This window comes from Psychroserpens sp. BH13MA-6 (assembly GCF_052983595.1).
In genome coordinates this window covers 681258-698975 of the sequence record NZ_JBRJGE010000001.1, presented here as the reverse complement: position 1 = coordinate 698975, position 17718 = coordinate 681258, and the positions used below count along the sequence as shown (strand labels likewise).

The 17718-nt window shown below is 35.9% G+C and carries 18 protein-coding genes; 11 read left to right on the top strand and 7 right to left on the bottom strand.

Annotated elements, in window-relative coordinates; translation table 11 throughout:
- Position 1 precedes the first annotated feature (1 nt).
- The 3 genes from ACU8DI_RS03060 (at position 2) to ACU8DI_RS03050 (ending at position 1879) form a co-directional block, all read left to right on the top strand.
- On the top strand, positions 2-763 hold the full coding sequence (locus ACU8DI_RS03060; protein ID WP_447111264.1) for a HEAT repeat domain-containing protein: 762 nt from the start codon (positions 2-4) through the stop codon (positions 761-763).
- Positions 764-1123 (top strand): YraN family protein, encoded by a 360-nt coding sequence (locus ACU8DI_RS03055; RefSeq protein WP_447111263.1) that lies wholly within the window; start codon positions 764-766, stop codon positions 1121-1123.
- Positions 1124-1258: 135 nt separating this feature from the next.
- Positions 1259-1879, top strand: a complete 621-nt coding sequence (locus tag ACU8DI_RS03050; protein ID WP_447111262.1) for a hypothetical protein — start codon at positions 1259-1261, stop codon at positions 1877-1879.
- A gap of 3 nt (positions 1880-1882) precedes the next feature.
- Here the strand turns inward: ACU8DI_RS03050 and nadD are convergent, their stop codons facing one another.
- From nadD to ACU8DI_RS03035, 3 genes are read right to left on the bottom strand one after another with little or no spacing between them, the layout of a single operon-like run.
- Positions 1883-2461: a nicotinate (nicotinamide) nucleotide adenylyltransferase gene (nadD, locus tag ACU8DI_RS03045; protein WP_447111261.1), complete on the bottom strand. Its 579-nt coding sequence runs from the start codon at positions 2459-2461 to the stop codon at positions 1883-1885.
- Positions 2462-2464: 3 nt separating this feature from the next.
- Entirely contained in the window at positions 2465-3055 is a 591-nt protein-coding gene (gmk, locus tag ACU8DI_RS03040; RefSeq protein WP_447111260.1) for a guanylate kinase, read from the bottom strand.
- Between the two features lie 22 nt (positions 3056-3077).
- Positions 3078-3935 carry a YicC/YloC family endoribonuclease gene (locus ACU8DI_RS03035; protein WP_447111259.1) on the bottom strand — a complete coding sequence of 286 codons (858 nt, stop codon included), beginning with the start codon at positions 3933-3935 and terminating at the stop codon, positions 3078-3080.
- 104 nt (positions 3936-4039) lie between these two features.
- On the opposite strand from ACU8DI_RS03035, the gene ACU8DI_RS03030 reads away from it, so the two are divergent.
- Positions 4040-4516 carry an acyl-CoA thioesterase gene (locus tag ACU8DI_RS03030; protein WP_447111258.1) on the top strand — a complete coding sequence of 159 codons (477 nt, stop codon included), beginning with the start codon at positions 4040-4042 and terminating at the stop codon, positions 4514-4516.
- Here ACU8DI_RS03030 and ACU8DI_RS03025 read toward each other — a convergent pair.
- Positions 4508-5401: a DMT family transporter gene (locus ACU8DI_RS03025; RefSeq protein ID WP_447111257.1), complete on the bottom strand. Its 894-nt coding sequence runs from the start codon at positions 5399-5401 to the stop codon at positions 4508-4510. The two genes, ACU8DI_RS03030 and ACU8DI_RS03025, sit on opposite strands and share 9 nt — an antisense overlap.
- Positions 5394-5753, bottom strand: coding sequence for an arsenate reductase family protein (locus ACU8DI_RS03020; RefSeq protein ID WP_447111256.1), 360 nt, complete (start codon positions 5751-5753; stop codon positions 5394-5396). Before ACU8DI_RS03020 ends, ACU8DI_RS03025 begins: the two co-directional genes overlap by 8 nt.
- Before the next feature lie 106 nt (positions 5754-5859).
- Between ACU8DI_RS03020 and ACU8DI_RS03015 the strand changes: the two genes are divergently transcribed.
- Positions 5860-6315 (top strand): DinB family protein, encoded by a 456-nt coding sequence (locus ACU8DI_RS03015; RefSeq protein WP_447111255.1) that lies wholly within the window; start codon positions 5860-5862, stop codon positions 6313-6315.
- A 4-nt stretch (positions 6316-6319) separates the two neighbouring features.
- Entirely contained in the window at positions 6320-7567 is a 1248-nt protein-coding gene (locus ACU8DI_RS03010; protein WP_447111254.1) for a cation:proton antiporter, read from the top strand.
- On the opposite strand, the gene ACU8DI_RS03005 is transcribed toward ACU8DI_RS03010, so the two are convergent.
- Positions 7564-8310, bottom strand: a complete 747-nt coding sequence (locus tag ACU8DI_RS03005; protein WP_447111253.1) for a DUF3298 and DUF4163 domain-containing protein — start codon at positions 8308-8310, stop codon at positions 7564-7566. The two genes, ACU8DI_RS03010 and ACU8DI_RS03005, sit on opposite strands and share 4 nt — an antisense overlap.
- A 128-nt stretch (positions 8311-8438) precedes the next feature.
- On the opposite strand from ACU8DI_RS03005, the gene ACU8DI_RS03000 reads away from it, so the two are divergent.
- Positions 8439-9578, top strand: a complete 1140-nt coding sequence (locus ACU8DI_RS03000) for a cystathionine gamma-synthase (protein ID WP_447111252.1) — start codon at positions 8439-8441, stop codon at positions 9576-9578.
- Between the two features lie 72 nt (positions 9579-9650).
- On the opposite strand, the gene ACU8DI_RS02995 is transcribed toward ACU8DI_RS03000, so the two are convergent.
- Positions 9651-10466, bottom strand: a complete 816-nt coding sequence (locus tag ACU8DI_RS02995; RefSeq protein ID WP_447111251.1) for a THC0290_0291 family protein — start codon at positions 10464-10466, stop codon at positions 9651-9653.
- A gap of 222 nt (positions 10467-10688) precedes the next feature.
- Here ACU8DI_RS02995 and gdhA point away from each other — a divergent pair, with 222 nt between their 5' ends.
- The 4 genes from gdhA to ACU8DI_RS02975 all read left to right on the top strand — a co-directional run bounded on the left by gdhA (position 10689) and on the right by ACU8DI_RS02975 (position 17675).
- Positions 10689-12032: an NADP-specific glutamate dehydrogenase gene (gdhA, locus tag ACU8DI_RS02990; protein ID WP_447111250.1), complete on the top strand. Its 1344-nt coding sequence runs from the start codon at positions 10689-10691 to the stop codon at positions 12030-12032.
- Positions 12033-12156: 124 nt separating this feature from the next.
- Complete coding sequence (gene porZ, locus ACU8DI_RS02985) at positions 12157-14535, top strand: type IX secretion system anionic LPS delivery protein PorZ (protein WP_447111249.1); 2379 nt, start codon at positions 12157-12159, stop codon at positions 14533-14535.
- Between the two features lie 5 nt (positions 14536-14540).
- The gene (gene recO / locus ACU8DI_RS02980) at positions 14541-15260 is read left to right on the top strand and encodes a DNA repair protein RecO (protein WP_447111248.1); all 720 of its coding nucleotides are present in this window, start codon (positions 14541-14543) and stop codon (positions 15258-15260) included.
- Positions 15261-15263: 3 nt separating this feature from the next.
- Positions 15264-17675 carry a TonB-dependent receptor gene (locus tag ACU8DI_RS02975; protein WP_447111247.1) on the top strand — a complete coding sequence of 804 codons (2412 nt, stop codon included), beginning with the start codon at positions 15264-15266 and terminating at the stop codon, positions 17673-17675.
- The last annotated feature ends 43 nt before the right edge of the window (positions 17676-17718 follow it).

Here is a 17718-nt window from a genome sequence, read left to right as displayed (position 1 = left end):
TATGGCTTTCTATGACTTGTCAAAATCGGAGCGTCAGGAATTGGCACAGCAAATACGTAGGAACATTCTTTTCGATTTGGACCAAGAAACGTATGAAAGCATTCAAGGGTATTTTTCTGATGAAGATACCTATATAAGAAAAACGGCCTATTTAGCGATTGGCAAGTTGTTTTATGAAAACCCAAAACTACAGAAGACAATCTTCATTGTTTTGAACCACCTCATGACTTCTGAAAATGAATTGGTGAGGCAAACTGTTATTAATTCGGCAGGTGAAATAGGGAAGTTTCATTTTGATAAAATACAAACTTATATGGAGGAGGGATTATTTGATAAACACCATCGCGTTCGAAATGCGGTTATCGGATCTATAAAGAAAATGAGTGAGGCAAATCCTGAACCTGTCTTATCATGGGCAAAACCCTATCTTAAACATCCGGATAAAGAAGTAAGAAGAGAAATTTGCCACGGCATTGAACTTCGTGGACGAACACATCCTCAAGATATTTTACCGTTGTTACAACTCCTAGAGTTTGATGAGACCAAGAGAGTTCGTGATACCTTAGTTCACGTGCTAGGACAAATATCTTACAAAAATGGCTGCTTAAAAACAGTGATTGCACATCTCAATACTTGGAATAATACCGAATTGGTCTCTGAAGCTATAGACGAGATTGTAGACGTTCATTATCGCTATAAAAAGTTTGCCGTTTTGAGTCAGGATGAAGCCATTGCATACATTGATAAGAACTACAACAATTAAATGGCAACTCACAATGACTTAGGGAAACAGGGCGAGAACATAGCTATTACTCATTTATTGAAGAATGGTTATAAAATAATCTGTCGCAATTATCATTACCAAAAAGCAGAGGTTGATATTATAGCACAAAAAGAGGACCTATTAATTGTTGTTGAGGTGAAAACAAGAACAAGTGCCTATTTTGGCGACCCTCAGCAATTCTTAAAACCTAAACAAATGCAAAGGATTGTAAAAGCAGTCAATCATTTTATAGAATCGAATGAACTAGATTTAGAAGTCCGTTTTGATATCATTGCCATTGTTATCAATAAAAAAGGGACGTCTATAGAACATATTGAAGACGCCTATTACCATTTTTGATATCTATAAGATGTTTTTATTTGTAAGAAAATACTTCAATTTCTAAAAATTTAATGCATTTCATCTAATAAATTTAGTATTAAAACGTTGATTGTCTAATTTTAGAATTGTAACCCCAAATTCTATTATCATATTATGAAAAAAATCTACCTACCAATAAGTCTCATGTTTTTATGCTTGTGTTTTTCTTGTACTAACGAGTCATTAAACGATGATCTTTTGGAATCTAACAGAAAGCAACCAAAATTTGACGCTTCGGCTGTCACAGAAACTGTCGTCACAACATCAGAAGATGACGATGAGCATTGTGTTGAAACAAACCTGATGGCAGGACAACACCATGTTGCCGGAACCGTAACCGTTGATATCGATGGTGATAATCTAGTGATTACCTATTCGAGCAATGGCGATTGGACGATTGGAACAACTCATTTGAGTATCGGTAACTGCGATGAAGAATGGGCTCCATTAACTGGATCAGGAAATCCTCAAATAGGACAATTTGAATATACAGAGCCTGATTCTGCAACACCTTATGAAGTCGTTTATATTATTAGTCTAGCAGAATTAGATGACAACTACTGTTTTGCAGCTCACGCTGAAGTTGAAGGACCTACAGGAGGAGAAACTGCTTGGGCAGAAGGTGAACAATTCTCAGGACGAGGATGGGCCATGTACGTGGATGCCTTATTATCAGAGTGTGAAGATCAAGATGATGAAGATGATGACAATAATGGTGGCGGAACCCCTTATTAAGAACTATTTATAAAAATTCATTTCATCCAAATAAGACCAGACGTGCTCTGGAAGCATAGGTCTCACATTTTTACCATGTTTAATGGCGTTTCGGATGAACGTAGAAGATAATTCCATAATAGGTGCATTGATAAAATGCACCTTTTTGTGATTATTGAATTGGGTTTCAATGTGACCTTCAGAAATTCTAGGATACACATAAATATCATGATTCTCTAGAATTAATTCATAGTTTTTCCATTTGTGAAAACTCTTTAAATTATCCTCGCCCATGATCAATGAAAACTGATGCTCAGGATATTTCTCCTGAAGATATGTCAAGGTGTGTATGGTATAATTGGGCTGTTGTAAATTAAATTCAATATCGCTAGGTTCTAATTTAGGGTAATCTGCTGTTGCGCGATAGACCATTTCATAGCGCTGCCGATTGTCAAGTAAAGAGCTTTTCTTTTTAAATGGGCTTTGCGGTGTGACGACGAACCAAATTTTTTCTAAGTCACTGTATTCAGCCATGTGATTGGCTATGGTCAAATGTCCAACATGAATGGGGTTGAAGGTTCCAAAGTACAGACCAATATTCATAACCTATTTCTTAATAAAATCAGAGACGAGTTGATACGATTTTTCCAAAGCATCTTCTAAGTCCTTATTCACAACAATGACATCAAATAAAGGTGCTGTAGCCAGTTCAGCTGGTGCTTTTGCGACACGCATACTAATTTTGTCTTCACTTTCCTCACCTCGTCTTTTTAGCCGTTTTATAAGTTCATTTAAATCGGGTGGCTTCACAAAAATAGCTAAGGTTTCCTCAGGAAATTTACGTTTGATACGCAGGCCTCCCGAAACATCAATATCAAATATCACATTTTTACCTTTCGCCCAAATGCGTTCAATTTCAGTTTTTAAAGTGCCATAGAAATTATCTCTGTAGACTTCTTCCCATTCTAAAAACTCATCGTTGCGAATCCTGTTTTTGAAGTCAGTAATGTCAAGAAAGTAATAATCTTTCCCATTGACTTCTTGTCCGCGTTTTTCTCTTGAGGTTGCTGAAATTGAAAATTCTAGGTTCAACTCTTCTTGTTTTAACAAATGTCTCACAATCGTTGTCTTACCTGAACCTGAAGGTGCCGAAAACACAATCAATTTACCTCTTTTTTTATTTTTTATTTCTGCCACGAATTTGATTTATGATGGTTTATTAAAGCACATTCAATAATTGTTCCTTAATTTTTTCGAGCTCATCTTTCATTTGGACGACTAGTTTCTGCATAGGCGCATAATTAGACTTGGAGCCGATGGTATTAATTTCACGTCCCATTTCTTGAGAAATAAAGCCGAGCTTTTTCCCGTTGGAATCTTCAGATTCTAAGGCTTTTAAAAAATAGTCCAAATGGTTTTTCAATCGTACTTTTTCTTCCGTAATGTCAAACTTTTCAATGTAATACACCAATTCCTGCTCAAAGCGATTTTCATCTACTTTTTCTTTGATGTCTGCTATGCCTTTTGTTAATCGTTCCCTAACACCATCAATGCGTTCAGGATCCATAGCGATCACTTGATCTAGAAGTGTTGCGATATTATGCACGCGGTTTTGAAAGTCTGTTTCCAAACTTTGACCTTCATCAAGACGATACTGCTGTATTTTCGTTAAACTATCATCAATAGTTTTGGCGATTGCTTTCCATTCATCTTCATCAATATCATCGCGTTCTGTGGTTACGGCATCGGGTAATCTAATCGCCATTTTTAATAACTCTGTATCCTCACCGTTTGCAACTTCTTTAAGCTGTTTCATATACTGCATCACCACAGTCTTGTTGATTTGGGTAGAGGTTTCTTCTCCCGTAATTTCCATATACAACGAGAAATCTACTTTTCCTCTAACCAATTTGGAAGCAATAAGTTTTCGAATCTCAAGCTCTTTTTCGCGATATAACGAAGGCATGCGTGTATTAAGATCGAGGTTTTTACTATTGAGTGATTTGATCTCAATTGAAATTTTTTTGGTTGGAAGTTGAATTACGGATTTCCCATAACCTGTCATTGACTGTATCATGAACACATTTTAAAAGTTGAACAAAGGTAACGAAAATCATAAAGTAATAAATGATGAATGTAGATTATCCAAAATCAATATCTTTGCCAACTTAAAGTGAAAATATGTATCAAAAGGATTTTGAAATACGTTGGAGTGATGTCGATGCCAACAGCCATTTGGCAAATTCGGCTTACATCAATTTTATGAGTCATACACGTGTTGGCTTTTTAAACCAACATGGCTTTTCTATGAAACAGCTTATTGAACACGGTATTGGTCCAGTGGTTTTTTCTGAGCAGATTTATTATTTTAAAGAGTCGTTTTTAGGGCAAACCTTAACAGTGACCTTGGCGGTTTCAGGTTTGAGTGAAGATGGCATGTTTTTCAGGTTTGAGCATAATTTTTACAATGAAAAGGGCCAACATTTGGCTACCTGTGATATTTCTGGAGGTTGGATCGATTTAAAAACAAGAAGCTTGACACCTTTGTCTGAAGTGCTTCAGAAGTCATTGAAAACATTTCCAAAAGCTGAAAACTTTAAAATTTTGACCAAATCTGATATGCGTCAATCGGGTAAAAAACCAAAAGATTTAAGTTGATACTTTCGGTTTTTTAGTCACTAAATATACGCCTGAAAAGATCAAACACATGGCTGCAATTTTTACTGCATCAATAGAGTCTACACCCATGATCAAGGCAAAGAGTCCGGCAATTACAGGTTGCAGATAAATGAAGACACCTACGGTTGAGGCTTTTAATGATTTTAGGGCCAAAGGATTTAAAAAATAGGTTCCAAACGTAGCCCCTATAATTACGAAACCTACTGAAAACCAAATGTAAGGTGAGAAGGTATCCCATTGGACCTCCATTGATTCGCTATAGCCGAAAGGAATGACTAAAATTAAACCAAATAGAAACAACCATTTAATGAAGGTAAATGGATGGTATTTAGCAGTTAGTCGTTTTACAATAATGACGTAAATACTGTATGAAATGACATTGATGAAAATCAATAAATTGCCAAGAGTGACATTATCTCCTACGCGATCAGATGTTCCTAAGGCCGTTAATAGTAAACCACCACAAAAGCCCAAGAATACACCAAATAATTTAAGTTTGGTCAATTTTTCATCCAGAAAGAAAGTGGAGAGTATTAAGATGATGATTGGAATGATGGTCATAATAACCGAGGCATGAATAGGAGTCGTAAATTCCAGACCTTTTAGAAATAATAGCATGTTCACACAAACACCAAACACAGCGGCAAAAAAAATGGTAAGGTAGTCCTTCTTTTCGATGGGTTCACTTTTATAGAACGCACCTATTAACCAAAATAGCACTGTGGCTCCAGCAACTCTTAAGAAAACAAAACCAAACGGTTTGATGAAGTTTTCATTCATCACATTTTTCGCGAATGTGTAATTGAGGCCGTACAACAGTTGCACCATAAAGAGTGCGATTATAGCAAAAACACGGCTATTCATTGTTGTGGATAAAGGCTTTTGCTGCCTCTACAGTTTTGGCGCTATTACCAATGAAAATATGATTATCGTAAACGAGAACTGGACGCTTTAAAAACGTATAATGGTCCAAAATGTAATGTTTGTAATCTGCCTCTGATAAGGCTTGGTCCTTTAATCCCATTTCTTTGTAAAGTTTCGCTCTTCTACTGAATAATGCTTCGTAACTACCTGAAAGTTCTTTTAGAGACTCCAATTGCTTTACGGTCATTTCTTCTTCCTTAATATCCTGAAAGCTGACATCATTTGGTAAATCCAAGGATTTAATGATTCTCATACAAGTATTACAGGTTTTAAGGTAGTATATTTTTCTCATAGCTGTTAGTGAAATTCTATTCTAAAGAACAGGTGTTTTGATTTGACCATACAAAGAAAACGGATTTAAAAGTAAAATTAATTACTTTTAGAAAAAATTTACGCATATGAATTGGGCATTTGACATCACATTAAAAAATAGAGCCGTATTGAAGTCTTTTATTGAGGGATATTCCTTAGAAGAGTTGAATAGAATTCCTAAAGGATTCAACAACAATATCATTTGGAATATTGCGCATGTTATTGCCGTTCAACAATCTTTAATTTATAAATTATCTGGTGTGCCTCCCATCATTAGTGAGGACATGATTGAGATGTTTAAAAAAGGGACAAAACCCGAGCGTGATTTGACACAAGCTGAAGTGGATGAGATTAAAGGTTTGCTGTTTTCAACGGTTGAGAAAACGAAGGAAGATTATGAAAATGACATTTTTAAAACCTATCATGAATATACGGTAACCACTAAAAACACCCTTACCAATGTATTGGAAGCTATTGAATTTAATAACTTTCATGAAGGCATTCATTTAGGTTACATTCTTGCGCTTAAAAAATCACTCTAGATTTATGGAATATTATGCTATTGCATCCATTCTTATTGTTTTATCAGCACTTTTCGGCTATATCAATGTACGGTTCCTAAAACTACCTATCACCATAGGTTTAATGCTAATTACCATCATATTTACGGTGGTGGTTGTTGCCATTGGTCAATTTGATAATACTTTATTACTGAGGGAAAAAGCATTCATATCTCAAATTGATTTTAAAACGGTACTTCTTGATATTATGTTGAGTTTTCTCCTGTTCGCAGGAGCACTTCATACGAACTTCAATCAATTAAAAGTGCAGCGGTGGCCTGTAATGGTATTTGCAACTTTGGGTGTTTTGGTGTCCACATTTTTGGTTGGGATACTCATGTATTATTTGCTTCAAATCATCGGTTTAGAAGTCCATTTTATTTATTGTTTGCTTTTTGGAGCACTTATTTCACCTACCGATCCTATTGCAGTACTCGGTATTTTAAAGCAAGCTGGTGCACCCAAAAAACTAGAAACTAAGATTGTTGGAGAATCATTATTCAATGATGGCGTGGGCGTTGTTGTGTTTTTAACCATTTTTGCCATAGCTGCCAAGCCCGAAGCTGCCATCGAATTTGATGAAATTGCGACATTATTTGGTCAGGAAGTGATTGGAGGTATCGCTTTGGGATTGGTATTGGGATACGTGACTTATAAATTACTCAAGTCTATTGACGATTATGAAGTGGAGGTCATTATTACCTTGGCTACAGTTATGGGAGGAAGTTTACTAGCGCATCACTGGCATTTATCAGCGCCATTGGCCATGGTGACTGCTGGCTTAATAGTAGGTAATGATACGGTAAGACAATCGGCTATGTCTCAAATCACTGAGACCTATGTAGATAAATTTTGGGAACTCATAGATGTATTACTCAATACTGTTCTGTTTGTAATGATTGGTATGGAAATGCTTGTACTGACCTTCGATTTTGAATATGTATTGGCCGGATTAATTGCGGTGCCATTAGTGCTTTTAAGTCGATTTGTCTCGTTGTGGTTGCCTATTAAATTCTTTGACAAGAAATTACAATTTGTCAAGCATACCAATGTTATTATGACTTGGGGAGGATTAAGAGGTGGCATATCTATTGCACTCGCGCTAAGTCTTACACCCGAAATGCATCGAGAATTATTTTTATTGATTACTTATATTATTGTCGTTTTTTCCATTATTGGTCAAGGTTTAACTGTAGAACCTATTATCAAGCGCCTTTCAAGGGAAGCAGATTAGTAAATGTTTAAAAACTGACCAACCGCTTCAAAAGGAACGGTAAACTCAATTATGCCTTGTGCATAGGAGGCAATTTCATAAGGATTGTAGAGAATTATTAATCCTTCATCACTGAAACCTAACGACTCTGGAAGTTGAAAATCCTTTCCGAAGAAAGCGTCTTCCATTGGCTGATTGTCAGTCCTAGAAATCATCTCTTTCTTTAAGTGTTCCTCTATGATTTTTGAGAGACCATCAAGGTCGTCTATGAGGTCATTTTTTGAATATTGTTTGCCAGTTTGAGGGTTGAAGTTTAAAAACTTAACATGGGTGTTTCCATGAGCGCCACCTGTATTGAGATAAGAATTAATGGCAATGGAAATGACGTCTGCGGAACGATAAGTGACTTCGCCATCAATAAGAGCTTCCCAAGGTAAGGAGGTTTCAGGAAAGTCGGAATTGAAGGTTTTATAACTATTATGAAACCTCTTAATGGCCTCATCAATGGATATGTGTGATAAGGAATCGGCTTGTAAATTAGTTTGGTTGACAATATAGCCTTCTACGGCATTATTGATACGCTGGGCAACCTCCTTCGTGCCTTCAGCTTTTGGATAATTTATAGCTATAATAGCTGGTTCTGAACTTTCTTTGTTTTCTTCGGAAAATTGAATAGAAACCTCCTTATTGCAAGAAACAACCAAGATTAGAAAAGAAAATAATAGCGTCGCTTTTTTCAAATCACCATAGATTTTGTTAAACATTCAATAAAGGTATTATATAGATTTGAATAGAACGAATTAAACCTTAAATTTGTTGTTCACTACTAAAAACCGAAATGATTTAAGCCAGAGTATGAGCTTAAGGACTTTCAAAACAATGCAATTATTTTATGAAATTTAATACAAAAACAATACACGGCGGACAACAGCATGATCCGGCTTATGGAAGTGTGATGCCACCGATTTATCAAACATCAACATATGCACAGTCTACACCAGGAGGTCATAAAGGCTTTGAATACTCTAGAAGTGGTAATCCTACGCGAAGTGCTTTAGAAAATTCACTAGCGAGTATTGAAAATGGTAATTATGGTCTTGCTTTTGGTTCTGGACTAGCTGCCATCGATGCTGTTATTAAATTATTAGAACCAGGTGATGAGGTCGTTTCTACAAATGATTTGTACGGTGGGACCTACAGATTGTTTAGTAGTATCTTTAAAAAATTTGGAATAAAGTTTCATTTTATTGGGATGGAGAACGCTTCAAATATTGAAAACTATATTAATGATAAGACGAAATTGATTTGGGTGGAAACACCAACCAACCCAATGATGAATGTCATAGATATTAAGGCTACTTCAGAAATAGCTAAAAAACATCAAGTTTTGTTGGCCGTTGATAATACGTTTGCGACACCCTATTTACAGCAACCACTGGATCTTGGTGCCGATATTGTGATGCATTCTGCGACCAAATATTTAGGAGGTCATAGTGATTTAGTCATGGGTGCGCTTATTGTCAAGGACAAAGATCTGGCAGATCGTTTATATTTTATTCAAAATGCGAGTGGTGCTGTTTGCGGACCACAAGACAGTTTCTTAGCTTTAAGAGGGATTAAAACCTTACATATTAGAATGCAACGTCACTGTGAAAATGGCAAGGCAGTAGCTCATTTTTTAGCCAACCATCCAAAAATAGAGAACGTCTATTGGCCAGGATTCGAAACGCATCCAAATCATGATATTGCAAAAGCACAAATGAAAGATTTTGGAGGTATGGTATCTTTCACGACCAAAGGAAATAATTATGAAGAGGCCATAAAAATTGTCGAAAATCTGAAAGTGTTTACATTAGCTGAATCTTTAGGTGGTGTTGAATCATTAGCTGGACATCCAGCGAGTATGACACATGCGAGTATCCCGAAAGAAGAAAGAGAGAAAACAGGTGTGGTGGACTCCCTCATTCGATTGAGTGTTGGAATTGAGGATGAAGAAGATTTAATTGCCGACTTAAAACAAGCTATTGGATAGTTCAATCTTCTAATATACCATAAAAAAAGACCAATTAATTTTGGTCTTTTTTTATGGTATAAAGTGTTGTTATTAATCTAAATAATAAATGTAGCCAAAGTTGAGCCAAACGAGCCAATCATTCGCCTTGTTAGAGCTTAAATTATGGTCAAGCCCATCAACTTCATCATGGAAAAAATATTGCCATCTTAAATCTAACATCAAATCAGAGAGTACCGTTAACTTATAACGTGTACCAACACTGCCTACAACAGACCAAGTTGTTCCGCTTCCATTAAATAAAAAAGGATCTTCATTGGTATTTGGGTTGGCTGCATCTGCCCAAAAACTATAAAAATTATTCATGTTTTCAATATTACCATCTCCATAGGTAGTCTCTACCTCAGGGTTGTAAGAGGTAAAATGAACTCCTAGACTCACGAATGGCGCAAATGAATAACTAAAGGCTTGAAATGACCGAATACTTTTAGGAAAGAACTCAATTTGAGTACCGATGTCAAAATTCTGTGCAACGCCTGTATGGGCACGCAAACGATCAGCATTATCACTTGTTCTCGAGGCATCTACCCACTTACCAAAATGGTTCAAAGATGTTTTATTCCAAGAAATTTCATTGCGTAATTTAAAGTGATCATTAAAAAAAGTATCCGTAGAATAACAGTTACAATCAGCTCTATAGGCAAAATTGATATAGTGTACGATACCAATACCAATACCTGTATTACCAGCATTGGTTTCAAGGTCTTTTCTAACTCCAAAATCAGATTGAAAAGCTACTGGCCCAGCTATAACGCCTATTTCATGAGAAAAACCGAGTTGAGAATAACCTACATTTATGTTTAGTATAAAAACTAAGACAAATGATAATTGTTTAAAATTAAGCGTCATAGGTCTAATTTTACAGAGGGCTTGTTTGTTAACAAATATATAAAAACCGATTTAACTACCAAACAAATAAAAAAATGTAGTGTATTAAAAAACAGATATATATCATAAAATGAAAATTTCACTATGAAACCATTGAGAATATGAAAAAAAATACGCTTACATTTTAAAGATAATGTATCTTTGCGGTGTAAAAATCAACAAAGATTATTAATACTTTAATAAATGAAAGATAAAATTGAAGCTTTTTTAAAACTTGTAGAAGAAAAGAACGGTCACGAGACTGAGTTTTTACAAGCTGTACATGAGGTAGCAGAAACTGTTATTCCTTTTATTGAGGATCATCCTAAATATCAGGGTAAAATGCTTTTAGAGCGCATGGTAGAACCTGAGCGTACTATTATTTTTAGAGTCCCATGGATTGATGATGAGGGGAATACCCAAGTAAATAGAGGTTTTAGAGTAGAATTTAATTCTGCTATTGGTCCTTATAAAGGAGGATTGAGATTTCACCCTTCTGTTAACCTTAGTATCCTTAAATTTTTAGGGTTTGAGCAAGTTTTTAAAAACTCACTTACGACCTTGCCAATGGGTGGAGGTAAAGGAGGTTCAGACTTTAATCCGAAAGGGAAGAGTGATAATGAAGTGATGCGTTTTTGTCAATCCTTTATGTCAGAATTGTTTAGACACATTGGTCCAAATACAGATGTGCCTGCTGGTGACATTGGTGTAGGAGGTCGTGAAATAGGCTATCTATTTGGTCAATATAAAAGATTACAGAATGAATTTACAGGTGTGTTGACTGGAAAAGGAATTTCTTATGGAGGTTCTTTAATTAGACCAGAAGCAACGGGTTATGGTTGTGTATATTTTGCGAAGAATATGCTGGCTACTCAAGATAAGTCTTTTGAGGGTAAAACGGTCATTATTTCTGGTTCTGGTAACGTGGCGCAGTATGCTTGTGAAAAAGCGACTCAGCTTGGTGCAAAAGTGGTAACGCTGTCAGATTCGTCTGGTTATATTTACGATAAAGATGGTATCGACGAAGAGAAACTAGCATTCGTTATGGAACTTAAAAATGTGAAACGCGGACGTATTAGTGAATATGTTGATAAATATAGTTCAGCGACCTACCATGAAGGAGAAAGACCTTGGTCTGTCAACTGTGATATCGCTTTACCGTGTGCCACCCAAAATGAATTAAATGAAGAAGAGGCGCAACAATTAATTAGCAATGGTGTTATTGCAGTAGCTGAAGGAGCTAATATGCCAACGACTCCTGAGGCTATAGAAGCTTTACAAAAAGCAAAGGTGTTGTTTTCTCCTGGAAAAGCATCAAATGCTGGCGGTGTGGCGACTTCAGGATTGGAAATGAGTCAAAACTCGTTACGATTGAGTTGGACGCGAGAAGAGGTCGACGAAAAGTTAAATAAAATCATGAACGACATCCATGAGTCTTGCGTTGAGTATGGCAAGCGATCAGACGGTTATGTTGATTATGTAAAAGGCGCAAACGTTGCTGGATTTGTTAAAATAGCAGATGCTATGCTTGCTCAAGGCGTCGTATAATAATTATTTTTTGAAGAAAATGAGAGCTCTCAGAATTATTCTGAGGGCTTTTTTATTTGCTAACTATATATGATAATCAAGAAAAAGTCGTTAGTTATAAATATATTTGACAAAAATAATGACCATGTTTAAAAGATACTTATTCCTCCTAACTGTGCTGATTTCTTTTGAAGGTATTTCTCAAGATTTTTCAACACTATGGGAAGGGTATTTTTCTTACGCTGAAATAAAAGATATCAGTAAAGGCAACGATAAGATTTTTGCAGCTTCTGAAAACGCTATTTTTAGTTACGATTTGTTGACCAATGAGATAGAGACCATTACTACTGTTGATGGATTGTCTGGAGAAACGATTTCAACCATTAAGTATAGTGAGGCTTTTGACTTGCTAATGGTTGGTTATGAAACGGGGTTGATTGAAATAGTATTTGATGGAGAACAAGATCTACTTTCTGTAGTTGATATATTAGATAAGGAGTCTATTTCTCCTGTCTTGAAGGTTATTAATCATTTTTATGAAGATGATACTGGGCTTGTCTACATTGCAACAGATTTTGGGATTTCAGTATATGACTTAAACCAATTACAATTTGGTGACACCTATTTTATCGGTGATGGCGGAAGTCAAATAGGAGTTAAGGAGATTACAATCTATGAAGACGCTATTTACGCAGCATGTGGTTCTAATGGAGCCATCCGCAAAGCCGCTTTGTCAAATCCTAATTTGATAGATTACCAGCAATGGACTACAGTATCATTCGGTAACTTTAAAGCTATTCAAACCGTGGGAAGTAAGCTTTATGTTATGAGACTTAATAATAGACTATTTGAAATTGTGAACGATAATTTAAGTCTAATTTTTAATTTTGCAGATTTAGTAACAGATATTCGGTCTGTTGATGGTAAATTAGTTGTTACTTTAACAGAGGAAGTTTTTGTTTATGACGAAAACTTTGTGCAATTGCAGTCGGCCTCAACCAATGAGAATTACGACACCAACTTTACAGCGTCCACAATCTCTGAAAACGATTTGTATATTGGCACAGGAACCACGGGTGTTTTAAAAATAATAGATGGTTTTCCAGAGGAATATGAGGTCATTTTACCAGAAGGACCATCCAGCAATAGTGCCTTTAAACTTCAAGCAGGTGACAATACCTTATGGGTGACCTATGGAGATTACACCACTTCATTTAATCCAGCACCACTGAGGTCAAGGGGTGTGAGTGTTTTTAGGGAGGAACTTTGGAATAATATTCCATTTGATAGCTTACTAAACGCGAGGAATCTTGTTGACATCGCTATCAATCCTTTTAATACGGAACAAGTGTTTATTAGTTCATTCCAACAAGGGATTCTGGAAATGAATAATGAGGAAGCCACAGTGCTCTATGACCAAACCAATAGTGGATTAGAATCCTTGGTGGTTGAAGGCAACCCGAATATAATAAGTATAAGGCAATCAGCTTCAAAATTTGACAGAAATGGGATTATGTGGACCTTAACTAGTAAAGTAGACAGAGGCTTGAAGTCTTACGATCCATCATCCAATCAATGGCAAGGTTATAGTTTATCGAATATTATAGCAGATCCTTTATTTGGGGAGGAAGGATTTTCTGATATCGAGATTGGAAATGGTGGGATGAAATGGATTGCCTGTTACTCAAATGGCGTGATTGGCTATAATACAGAAACAGGAGAAAGTAATCATGTTTTTAGTGAAGAACACAATATGCCGTCTCCTTACGCTAAGGCCATTGCGTTGGATAGCCGTAACCAACTCTGGATAGGAACAATTAAAGGCCTTAGGGTGTTGTATAATACTTCAAATTTTGTAAATGATCCCGATCCTAGTGTTAATGAGATTGTCATTTTAGAGAATGGGATTCCTACCGAATTATTGTCGAATCAATTCATAACAGACATTAAAGTGGATGGCTCAGACAACAAGTGGGTTGGGACCTTAGATTCAGGAATCTTCTATTTTTCTCCCGACGGTCAAGAAACTATTTACCAATTTACTAAAGATAACTCACCTTTACCTTCCAATTCAATTTCAGATATTTCCATAGACCCGCAGTCTGGTAAAGTATATATAGCAACGTCAAAAGGCATTGTATCATTTTCTTCGGGAGGCACAAAACCTAAGGAGACTTTGGATGAAGTTTATGTATATCCCAATCCTGTAAGACCTGAATATAATATTTTAGGTTTTGATGATTTAAATAATATCAATAAAGGCATTAAAATTTCAGGTTTAACCGAAAACGTCAATGTGAAAATTACCGATATTGAAGGCAATCTTGTTGCCGAAGCGCAATCTAGAATCAACCAAAGATCTTCAAAAGCTAATTATAATTTTGCTATCGATGGCGGAACAGGGATTTGGAATGGTAAAAACCTAAGAGGAAACATAGTGGCCTCTGGCGTCTACCTCTTTTTGATTTCTGATCTCGATTCCTTCGAGACCAAAGTGCTAAAATTGCTCATTGTTAGACAATAGTTCATATGCTTATAAAGACTAAGGCCATTGTACTTTCCAAATTAAGATATAAAGACAACGACCTAATTGTTAAATGCTTTACGAAGCATAGAGGTGTAGTAAGTTACATGTTGAGAGGGGTTCTGAATAGTAAAAAAGGCACCTCTAAAGCGGCTTATTATCAGCTGTTATCTCAACTACAGATTGAAGAAAATTACAAGCAAACAAAGACACTTCAGACAATTAAGGAAGTTCGTTTAGACTATGCCTTTGAAAGCCTACATACACATATTTTAAAGAGTTCTATCGTCATGTTTCTGTCTGAAGTTTTGTCTACCGTTCTCCGTGAGGAAGAAGAGAACCCATCACTGTATCACTATTTGGAAACGACCTTCAGATGGCTGGATGTGCAAGATGAATTTTCAAATTTCCATTTACTCTTTTTACTCAATTTGACCAAGCATTTAGGATGCTATCCAGACACCACTCTTATGGAAGCTACTTATTTCAATTTAAGTAACGGCTTATTTGAAACGAAAAAGGACTCAAGATATAGTGTTTCTGGGGAAAACTTTATCATCTTGAAGCAGTTGTTGGGCATGAATTTTGATGAAGTAAATGATATCAAATTGAATTCAAAACAAAGACAATCGTTTCTGAATATGTTACTGATGTATTTTGAATTACATTTGGGCAGTTTTAAAAAACCAAAATCATTACAAATCTTCAATCAAGTTTTTAATTAATTTATGAAGTTTTTAATTTCATTTTTCATTATATCATTATCATTCATTGGTCACTCACAAACAATTAAGGTGCTTGATGAAGCCACAAATCAGCCTATTCCTGGTGTGACGCTTTTTAATACTAACAAAACAAAATCAGCAATCACCAACATCAATGGTGAGGCGAGTTTGGAGGTGTTCAATGAAGATGAACTCATATATTTTCAGAATATTCTATACACTAAAAAAGGACTAAAAAAATCTGAAATTATTGCAGGTGATTTTACCGTTTACTTGAGTGCGAGTGTAGAAGATTTAACTCAGATTGTGATCTCGGCATCTAAGTTTGAGCAAAGTAAGCGTGATATTCCGCAAACCATAGTTAATATTAGTGCTAAGGATATTCAGTTTGAAAACCCACAAACTAGTGCGGATTTACTCGAAAGCTCGGGTAATGTTTTTATTCAAAAAAGTCAGTTAGGTGGTGGAAGTCCTATGATTCGCGGTTTTTCTACTAACAGATTATTAATTACTGTAGATGGCGTGAGAATGAATAATGCTATTTTTCGTGGTGGTAATTTACAAAATGTGATATCGATAGATCCTTTCGCTATTAAAAATACTGAAATTACGCTTGGTGCTGGTTCCGTTGTCTATGGGAGTGATGCCATTGGTGGTGTGATGAGTTTTTACACACAAAAACCACAATTATCCTATAGAGACTCTCTATATTTCAAAGCCAATGCTACGGTAAGATATGCCACTGCCAATCGAGAGAAAACAGGTCATATAGATTTGAATTTTGGATTGAAGAATTGGGCGTTTTTAAGTAGTGTAAGTTATACTGATTTTGATGACCTAAGAATGGGAAAGTATGGTCCTGATGATTACCTAAGGCCAGAGTATGTAGAAACAATTGATGGTGTAGATACCATTGTACAAAATGATAATCCCCTTGTTCAGGTGCCTACGGGTTATGATCAAATTAACTTTATGCAAAAGGCACGATATGAACCTCAAGAAGATTTGAGTTTTGATGTTGGCTTGTTCTATTCAACAACCTCTGATTATGCGCGATATGATCGACTTATAAGATATAGAGGAGAAAATTTACGTTCAGCTGAATGGAATTACGGACCGCAACGTTGGTTCATGGGTAATCTTCAAGCAACAAAGTTAAGTAGTCTGTCCAATTTATACGATAAAATTCAGGCGACCATGGCTTATCAAAATTTTCAAGAAAGCCGATCGGATCGTGATTTTGGATCTCAAATTCGAAACATAAGGGAAGAGGCAGTGGATGCGTATTCCTTCAATTTAGATCTGGAAAAAAGCTTAAGTAAAACAAGTAAACTTTTTTACGGCTTAGAGTATGTTTATAACAATGTGGCTTCGTCAGGAACAGAGAACAATATTGAAACTGGTATAACATCGCCTACGGTTTCGAGATATCCATCAGGATCAAATTGGCAATCTTTGGCCGCCTACGGCAGTTTTAAATACAAGCCTCACGAGACCTTTGTATTTCAATCTGGATTGCGCTACAATCATATTATAGCAAATGCTAATTTTTCCGAAAATAATGCTTTTTTAAACCTGCCTTTTGAAAGTACCAATCTGAATACAGGTGCCTTAACAGGAACCGCTGGTATTAGGTGGATACCAAGTGACATGATCCAATGGAAATTAAATGCTTCTACAGCCTTTAGAGCTCCGAATATTGATGATATCGGAAAAGTTTTCGACTCCGAACCTGGCTCTGTAGTTGTGCCAAATCCTAACTTAAAGCCAGAATATGCCTATGGTGGTGAATTGGGACTGCTGCTAAATTTTAATGATGTTTTTATCATGGATATGGCGACATATTATACATTTTTGGACAATGCCCTCGTAAGAAGTGATTTTACTTTAAATGGTGAGTCGCAGATTGAATATGATGGCGAATTGAGCAATATTCAGGCCATTCAAAATGTTTCAAAATCATGGATCTATGGATTTGAATTGGGTGTTCAATTAAAAGTTTCGGAACAGATGAAAGTGATGTCTCAATATAATGTTATTGGTGGTACTGAAGAAGACAACGGCATTGAAGTGCCAGTTAGGCATATCGCGCCAAATTTCGGTAATACACATTTCATCTGGAAAACAGACAAATTGTTAATTGATGCCTTTGCAGAATACAATATTGAATTATCTTTTAATCAATTGGCACCTTCAGAACAATCTAAAACATTTATCTATGCTTTAGATGGCAATGGCAACCCTTTTGCACCTTCATGGTATACATTTAATTTGAGAACGCAATACCAATTATCAAAGGAAACAACCGTTATAGCTTCTCTAGAAAATATTACAGATCAACGCTATCAAACCTATTCGTCCGGAATAGCTGCTGCAGGAAGAAATTTGATTGTATCGTTGCGATATAGTTTGTAAAATAAGATTTGTATGGAAGCCAAAAAATAAGATTCATAGTTTC

Bases quoted from the DNA above. Each gene is read 5' to 3' on its own strand.
- ACU8DI_RS03060 (WP_447111264.1), top strand. From the start codon at position 2: ATGGCTTTCTATGACTTGTCAAAATCGGAGCGTCAGGAATTGGCACAG.
- ACU8DI_RS03055 (WP_447111263.1), top strand. From the start codon at position 764: ATGGCAACTCACAATGACTTAGGGAAACAGGGCGAGAACATAGCTATT.
- ACU8DI_RS03050 (WP_447111262.1), top strand. From the start codon at position 1,259: ATGAAAAAAATCTACCTACCAATAAGTCTCATGTTTTTATGCTTGTGT.
- nadD (WP_447111261.1), bottom strand. From the start codon at position 2,461: ATGAATATTGGTCTGTACTTTGGAACCTTCAACCCCATTCATGTTGGA.
- ACU8DI_RS03035 (WP_447111259.1), bottom strand. From the start codon at position 3,935: ATGATACAGTCAATGACAGGTTATGGGAAATCCGTAATTCAACTTCCA.
- ACU8DI_RS03030 (WP_447111258.1), top strand. From the start codon at position 4,040: ATGTATCAAAAGGATTTTGAAATACGTTGGAGTGATGTCGATGCCAAC.
- ACU8DI_RS03025 (WP_447111257.1), bottom strand. From the start codon at position 5,401: ATGAATAGCCGTGTTTTTGCTATAATCGCACTCTTTATGGTGCAACTG.
- ACU8DI_RS03020 (WP_447111256.1), bottom strand. From the start codon at position 5,753: ATGAGAAAAATATACTACCTTAAAACCTGTAATACTTGTATGAGAATC.
- ACU8DI_RS03015 (WP_447111255.1), top strand. From the start codon at position 5,860: ATGAATTGGGCATTTGACATCACATTAAAAAATAGAGCCGTATTGAAG.
- ACU8DI_RS03010 (WP_447111254.1), top strand. From the start codon at position 6,320: ATGGAATATTATGCTATTGCATCCATTCTTATTGTTTTATCAGCACTT.
- ACU8DI_RS03005 (WP_447111253.1), bottom strand. From the start codon at position 8,310: ATGTTTAACAAAATCTATGGTGATTTGAAAAAAGCGACGCTATTATTT.
- ACU8DI_RS03000 (WP_447111252.1), top strand. From the start codon at position 8,439: ATGAAATTTAATACAAAAACAATACACGGCGGACAACAGCATGATCCG.
- ACU8DI_RS02995 (WP_447111251.1), bottom strand. From the start codon at position 10,466: ATGACGCTTAATTTTAAACAATTATCATTTGTCTTAGTTTTTATACTA.
- gdhA (WP_447111250.1), top strand. From the start codon at position 10,689: ATGAAAGATAAAATTGAAGCTTTTTTAAAACTTGTAGAAGAAAAGAAC.
- porZ (WP_447111249.1), top strand. From the start codon at position 12,157: ATGTTTAAAAGATACTTATTCCTCCTAACTGTGCTGATTTCTTTTGAA.
- recO (WP_447111248.1), top strand. From the start codon at position 14,541: ATGCTTATAAAGACTAAGGCCATTGTACTTTCCAAATTAAGATATAAA.
- ACU8DI_RS02975 (WP_447111247.1), top strand. From the start codon at position 15,264: ATGAAGTTTTTAATTTCATTTTTCATTATATCATTATCATTCATTGGT.